Genomic DNA, 6,357 nt, shown 5'->3' on the forward strand with positions numbered 1-6,357 from the left:
CAGTCCCGGGTGCGGCGGCCGGACTTGTACGCCGCGTCCACGCGCTTGAGGTGCAGCCCGTCCAGCCCGTAGCGCTCGGCCGCCTCCATCACGAACGCCGCCTCCGACGCCGGGTGCGAGGGCGGCACCAACACCGGCTCCCCGGCGATCCCCAGGTCCTCCAGCAGCTCCCGGCGCTCGTGGTAGGGCCTGCGCAGCAGCGTGCGGCCGTTGAGCCACAGCAGGTCGGTCACCACGAAACCGACGGGGACGCGGGCCTGCAGCGCACCCGACGGGGCGACGGTGGAGGTCCGCCGCATCAGCGGCCGCCGCGAGGGGCGGCCCGCGTCGTCCAACGCGACGACCACGCCGTCGAGCACCATCCCCGACCCCCGGACCCGGTCCCCCAGCACGGCGAGCTCGGGGAAGCTGTTGGTCACGCTACGGGCGGTGGAGGAGAGCAGCCGGACGCGGCCGGGCTCGGCGTAGGCCACACAGCGGAAGCCCGCCCACGCGAACTCGACGGCCCACTCGCCCCGGTCGCCGTCCTGCAGGTCCCCCTGGGAGGGGAGCATGGGCGGGACGACCTCGGGCATGCCGCTGCCCGCTCCCCGCCCTCTCACGGCACCCACCGTAGCCGCGCCGACCGGTCCTGACCGGCGGATCGTCACCCTTTCGGCCGTACGGTGGCACCGGCGCGCCCAGGGAGCCGTGATCTGCGACGGGTGGCGGGTGGACAATCGTGCCCATCATGACTTCTGCGCTGCTCACGGACCGACTGCCGCCCGGTGACGATCCCGAGGCCCTCGTCGAGACCTTCGCCGAGTGGGCCTTCGAGGAGCGGGGCCTGTCGCTGTACCCGGCGCAGGAGGAGGCGCTGCTGGAGATCGCGACCGGCGGCAACGTCATCCTCTCCACGCCCACCGGCTCCGGGAAGTCGCTGGTCGCCATGGCGGCGCACGCCGCCGCGCTCGCGCGCGGGGCCCGGACCTTCTACACCGCGCCGATCAAGGCGCTGGTCAGCGAGAAGTTCTTCGCCCTGATCGACGTCTTCGGCGCGGACAAGGTCGGCATGCTCACCGGGGACGCGGCCGTCAACGAGGGTGCGGAGATCATCTGCTGCACCGCGGAGATCCTCGCGAACATCGCGCTGCGGCAGGGGGCGCGGGCGGACGTGGGCTCCGTGGTGATGGACGAGTTCCACTTCTACGCCGACCCGCACCGCGGCTGGGCCTGGCAGGTCCCGCTGGTCGAGCTCCCGCAGGCGCAGTTCCTGCTGATGAGCGCCACGCTGGGCGACACGGCGTTCTTCCGGGACGACCTCACCCGGCGGACCGGGCGCGAGACGGTCGAGATCACGTCGGTGGAGCGGCCGGTCCCGCTGTTCTACCGGTACGTCGTCACGCCGCTGCACGAGACGATCACCGAGCTGCTGCAGACCCACGAGGCGCCGGTCTACATCGTGCACTTCACCCAGCAGTCGGCCGTCGAGCGCGCGCAGTCGCTGATGTCGGTGAACGTGACCAGCAAGGAGGAGAAGGCCGCGATCGCGGAGCTGATCGGCTCCTTCCGGTTCACCGCGGGCTTCGGCAAGACCCTGTCCCGGCTGGTCCGGCACGGGATCGGGGTCCACCACGCCGGCATGCTCCCCCGCTACCGGCGGCTGGTGGAGACCCTCGCCCAGGCCGGGCTGCTCAAGGTCATCTGCGGCACGGACACCCTCGGCGTGGGCATCAACGTGCCGATCCGGACCGTGCTGTTCACGGCGCTGGCGAAGTACGACGGCGTGCGCACCCGACCGCTCAAGGCGCGCGAGTTCCACCAGATCGCGGGCCGGGCGGGCCGGGCGGGGTACGACACGCTCGGCACCGTGGTGGCCGAGGCGCCGGAGCACGAGATCGAGAACGCGCGGCGGCTGGCGAAGGCGGGAGACGACGTCAAGAAGCGCCGCCGGGTGGTCCGGGTCCAGGCGCCGGACGGGTTCGTCGGCTGGTCACAGACCTCCTTCGAGAAGCTGCAGGCCGCCCAACCCGAGGCCCTGACCAGCCACTTCCAGGTCACCTTCGCGATGATCCTGAACGTGATCTCCCGGCCCGGGGACGCGTTCACCGCCATGCGCCACCTACTGGAGGACAACCACGAGCCGCGGCCGCGGCAGCGCAGGCACATCCTGCGGGCGATCCAGATCTACCGGGCGCTCTTGGCCGCGGGGATCGTGGAGAAGCTCCCCGCGCCCGACGCCGAGGGGCGGTCCGTGCGCGTCGTCGGGGACCTGCAGCTGGACTTCGCCCTGAACCAGCCGCTCTCGCCGTTCGCGCTGGCGGCCTTCGAGCTGCTGGACCGCGAGTCGCCCTCGTACGCGCTGGACATGGTCTCCGTGGTCGAGGCGACGCTCGACGACCCCCGCCAGGTCCTGCACGCCCAGCAGAACAAGGCCAAGGGCGAGGCCGTCGCCGCGATGAAGGCGGACGGGATCGAGTACGAGGAGCGGATGGCGCTGCTCGAGGAGGTCACGTACCCCAAGCCCCTCGACGAGCTGCTCTCCGGCGCGTTGGAGACCTACCGGCGGGGTGCGCCGTGGGTGGAGGACGCCCGGCTCTCGCCGAAGTCCGTGGTGCGGGACATGTCCGAGCGGGCGATGACCTTCCACGAGTACGTGTCGCACTACCAGCTCGCGCGGTCCGAGGGGCTGGTCCTGCGGTACCTCGCGGACTGTTACCGGGCGCTGCGCCAGACGGTGCCCTCGCACGCGCACACCGAGGAGCTCACGGACCTCATCGAGTGGCTCGGCGAGCTGGTGCGACAGGTCGACTCGTCGCTGCTCGACGAGTGGGCGGAGCTCGCCGCGGGCGGCGGGGTGGCGGACGAGACGGCGCCGCCGTCGATCGACGCCGTGGGTGCCGCTCCGGCCGGGGTCACCCGCAACGCCCGGGCCTTCCGGGTCCTGGTCCGCAACGCGCTGTTCCGACGCGTGGAGCTGGCCTCGCTCAACCGCTGGGACCTGTTGGGCGAGCTGGACTCCGCCGCGGGCTGGACCGCGGACCGGTGGCGCTCGGCGTTCGAGCCCTTCTTCGCCCTGCACGGCTACGGGGGCATCGGCATCGGCCCCGACGCCCGCGGCCCCAAGATGATCGACATCGTGGAGGAGCCGGAGCGCTGGCTGGTCCGCCAGGTCATCGACGACCCCGAGGACGACCACGACTGGGCCATCACCGCGGAGGTCGACCTCACCGCCTCCGACGAGGCGGGCGAGGCCGTGGTGTGGATCAGTGGGTTCGGGGACTGAGACGGGGGTGGGGGGCGGTCGCGCTCCAAGATCGCACGTTTCGTGCGGTCAGCGCTGCTTGATCGCGGGTCGGGTGCTGTCAGCGCGGTGGCGACAGCGCTGAGAGCACGAAACGTGCGATCTCAGGCCGGAGGGTCGGACGCGGGTGCCGCTCGGGCGGTCTGGGTGTGAGCCGACAAGATCGCACGTTTCGTGCTGTCAGCGCTGCTTGATCGCGGGTTGAGTGCTCTGAGTGTGGTGAGGACAGCGCTGAGTGCACGCTATCGGCGATGACGACCCTGCAGGTCGCGCTGGGTGCACGCAAACGGCGATCATGCCGCGCTGACAGCACGAAACGTGCGACCGTGCAGCACCCCACCACCCCCACCGCACCCAACAACGATCTTCCCGCGCTCAGCGCACGAAACGTGCGATCAAGAACCCACCCCTCACCCCGCCCGATGCCGCGCCTGGAACAGCGAGTACACCGCGAACACCGCCAGCCCCGCGGCCAGCACCACGAGCGCGGGCGGGCCGAGGGTGTGCTCGCTCAACCCCTTCAACGCGGCGTCGAGGCCCACGGGCTGAGCGGGGTCGTGCTGCACCGCCGCGACCACGAGCAGCGCGCCGGACAGGACGTAGGCGGTGCCGAGCGCAGTCCACCCCACGCGGCCGAGCCTCATCACCAGCAGCGACCGCCGCAGCCCGGCCCCGCGGAGGTCGAGGTCGCGGCGGAACGCGCCGCTGAGCCCGCGGTAGGCGGCGTACCCGGCGACGATCACCACCCCGACGCCCGCGGCCCCCAACAGGACCGGTCCGCCCGGCAGCCCGAGGAGCATGGTCGGCAACGGGGTCGACGACGGCTCCGCTCCCCCGTCCGCGGCCACGTCGGCCGCCGTCTTGGCGAGCAGCGCGAACACGACGGCCTCGGCGAGGTCCACGGCGGTCCGGCGCAGCCGCGACACCCAGGGCAGCCCCCGGTGCCCCCACACCGCCTCGACGAGCCGGTCCGCGACCAGGGCGACCAGCCCCCCGACCACGAGCCACAGCACCGCGCGGCCCACCCCGGTCGCGGCGACGGCCTGCAGCGCACCGGCCTTGTCCGCCTGCCCACCCGCCCCGAAGGCGATCCGGACGGCCAGCGCCGCGATCAGCAGGTGCACCAGCCCGTACGCGACGAGCCCGACCCGGGCGAGGACGTCGAGCGCCGGATGGTCGGTGACCTGTTCGGCGGCACTCTGCTCGGGCACGGGCCCACCTCCTCGCGGCCCCCGGATGATGACAGGTGTCAGCCCAGCGGGCTGCGCGGGAGGAGCCGGTCGGCGATGATCTTCTGCTGGATCTCGCTGGTGCCCTCGAAGATCGTGGTGAGGCGGGCGTCCCGCCAGTAGCGCTCGACCCGGTGCTCGGTGGTGTAGCCGTTGCCGCCGTGCAGCTGGATGCCGTCCCCGGTCACCTCCGCGGCCATCTCGGTGGCCAGCAGCTTGACCATGGCGGCCTCCCGCTCGCACGGCTCGCCCTGGTCCAGCCGGTGGGCCACGTGTTGGTAGAAGGACCGGGCCTGCTCGACGCGCGCCGCCATCGTCGCCAACCGGAACCGGACCGCCTGGAAGTCGCCGATCGGATGCTCGAACTGCTCGCGTTCCTGTAGGTAGAGCACGCAGTCCTCGACGGCGGCCCGCGCGAGCCCCACCGCGCGCGCCGCCGTGTGCACCCGGGCGATGTTGAGCCACTGCTGCGTGTCCGCGAAGCCCTGGTCGCCGCTGGCGAGCTGGTTGCCCACCGGGACCCGCAGGCCGTCGAACTCGAGGTCCCAGGTGACGAACCCGTGGTAGCCGATCTTGTCGATCGGGGTGCCGGTCAGGCCCGCGGGGAAGGCGTCCCGCTCCTTCTCGACGACGAGGGTGGCCAGGCCCGCCGAGCGCCGCTCCCCCGGTTCCGGGTCGGCGGTGCGCACCAGCACCTGGATGAAGTCGGCGGCCTTGGCGTTGCCGGTCCAGCGCTTGCGGCCGGTGATCACGAACTCGTCCCCGTCGCGCTCCGCGCGGGTGGCGACGGCGGCGAGGTCGGAGCCCGCCGCGGGCTCGGAGAGGGCGATCGCCCCGATCCAGGTGCCCGCGGCGCTGCGGTGCAGCAGCTCGGCGCGCCGCGACTCGTCCGCCACCCCGGTGCCGGCCCCCTGCGCACGGGCGATGATGCTGCCCACGCTCATCCAGCCGCGGGCCAGCTCCTCCGCGATCATGCAGTACTCGAAGGCCCCGAGCCCGAGCCCGCCGTGCTCGCGCGGCACGGTGATCCCGAAGTAGCCCAGCTCCGCCATCTCGTCGAGCAGGGACCGCGGGATCTCGCCCTTGACCTTGTCCAGCTCGTCCGCGACGGGGAGCACGCGCTCGGCGGCGAAGACCCGTGCCTGCTCCTGGAGCTTCTCGCGCTCGGGGGTGTGGAAGGGCGTGGGGAGGACCGGGACGGGCGGGGCCAGGAGCTCGCTCATGGACGAGTTGTGCCACATCCGGGGCGGGTCCGCTCGGCGGACCCGCCCGACCGGGCAGGTCGGGCCCGGTGGTGCGGGCCTACAGCTTGCGCAGCCCCGCCAGCACCCGCTCCATCAACGCGACGTCCGGGCCCTCGGCCGAGACGGTGCTGTGCACCTCGAGCCCGCCGGTCACCGCCAGGTCCCCGACGACGACCCGGGCCACCCCCAGCGGCATGCCGATGATCGCGCCGACCTCGGCGATCGAGCGGGGCTCGCGGCAGAGGTCGAGGATCGCGCGGTGCTCGGCGAGCTCGGCGCGGGTGAACGCGGCGGCGGGCGTGGACACCAGGGTCTCGATCGCCAGCTCGTAACGGGAACGCGTGCGGCCCTTGGTGTAGAAGTACGGCCGCACCGCGAGCGACCGACCCTCCTCGCCCTCGACCGGGTAGGGGTCGTCCTCGGCGGCGGGCAGCGGCGGGAGCACGGGCTCGGGCACCACCCGGATCGGCTCCGGGTTGGCCTCCTTGTCCCGACGGCGGCGCGAGGACCCACCGAAGCGGGCGCCGGTGTAGCCGACGTCGGCGGCCTCGTGCCCGGAGAGCTTCTCCCAGATCTTCTCCGCGCCCTCGTAGCAGAGGTA

Annotated in this window: 5 protein-coding genes; 1 reads left to right on the top strand and 4 read right to left on the bottom strand. The window is 72.8% G+C overall.

Translation table 11 applies throughout. From position 1 onward, the window contains the following. On the bottom strand, window positions 1–602 hold a 602-nt coding region (locus H5J29_RS17195; protein WP_446686482.1), incomplete at its 3' end, for an ATP-dependent DNA ligase. Between the two features lie 128 nt (window positions 603–730). Here H5J29_RS17195 and H5J29_RS17200 point away from each other — a divergent pair. Further along, window positions 731–3,265: a DEAD/DEAH box helicase gene (locus H5J29_RS17200; protein WP_181781968.1), complete on the top strand. Its 2,535-nt coding sequence runs from the start codon at window positions 731–733 to the stop codon at window positions 3,263–3,265. A gap of 428 nt (window positions 3,266–3,693) precedes the next feature. Here the strand turns inward: H5J29_RS17200 and H5J29_RS17205 are convergent, their stop codons facing one another. From H5J29_RS17205 to H5J29_RS17215, 3 genes are all read right to left on the bottom strand, one after another. Beyond that, the gene (locus H5J29_RS17205) at window positions 3,694–4,494 is read right to left on the bottom strand and encodes a DUF1206 domain-containing protein (protein WP_181781969.1); all 801 of its coding nucleotides are present in this window, start codon (window positions 4,492–4,494) and stop codon (window positions 3,694–3,696) included. Between the two features lie 38 nt (window positions 4,495–4,532). After that, window positions 4,533–5,735: an acyl-CoA dehydrogenase family protein gene (locus H5J29_RS17210; protein ID WP_220187540.1), complete on the bottom strand. Its 1,203-nt coding sequence runs from the start codon at window positions 5,733–5,735 to the stop codon at window positions 4,533–4,535. A 79-nt stretch (window positions 5,736–5,814) separates the two neighbouring features. Next, on the bottom strand, window positions 5,815–6,357 hold a 543-nt coding region (locus H5J29_RS17215; protein ID WP_246393971.1), incomplete at its 5' end, for a DUF742 domain-containing protein.

Source organism: Pseudonocardia pini (assembly GCF_013870575.1).
Classification (GTDB): domain Bacteria; phylum Actinomycetota; class Actinomycetes; order Mycobacteriales; family Pseudonocardiaceae; genus Pseudonocardia; species Pseudonocardia pini.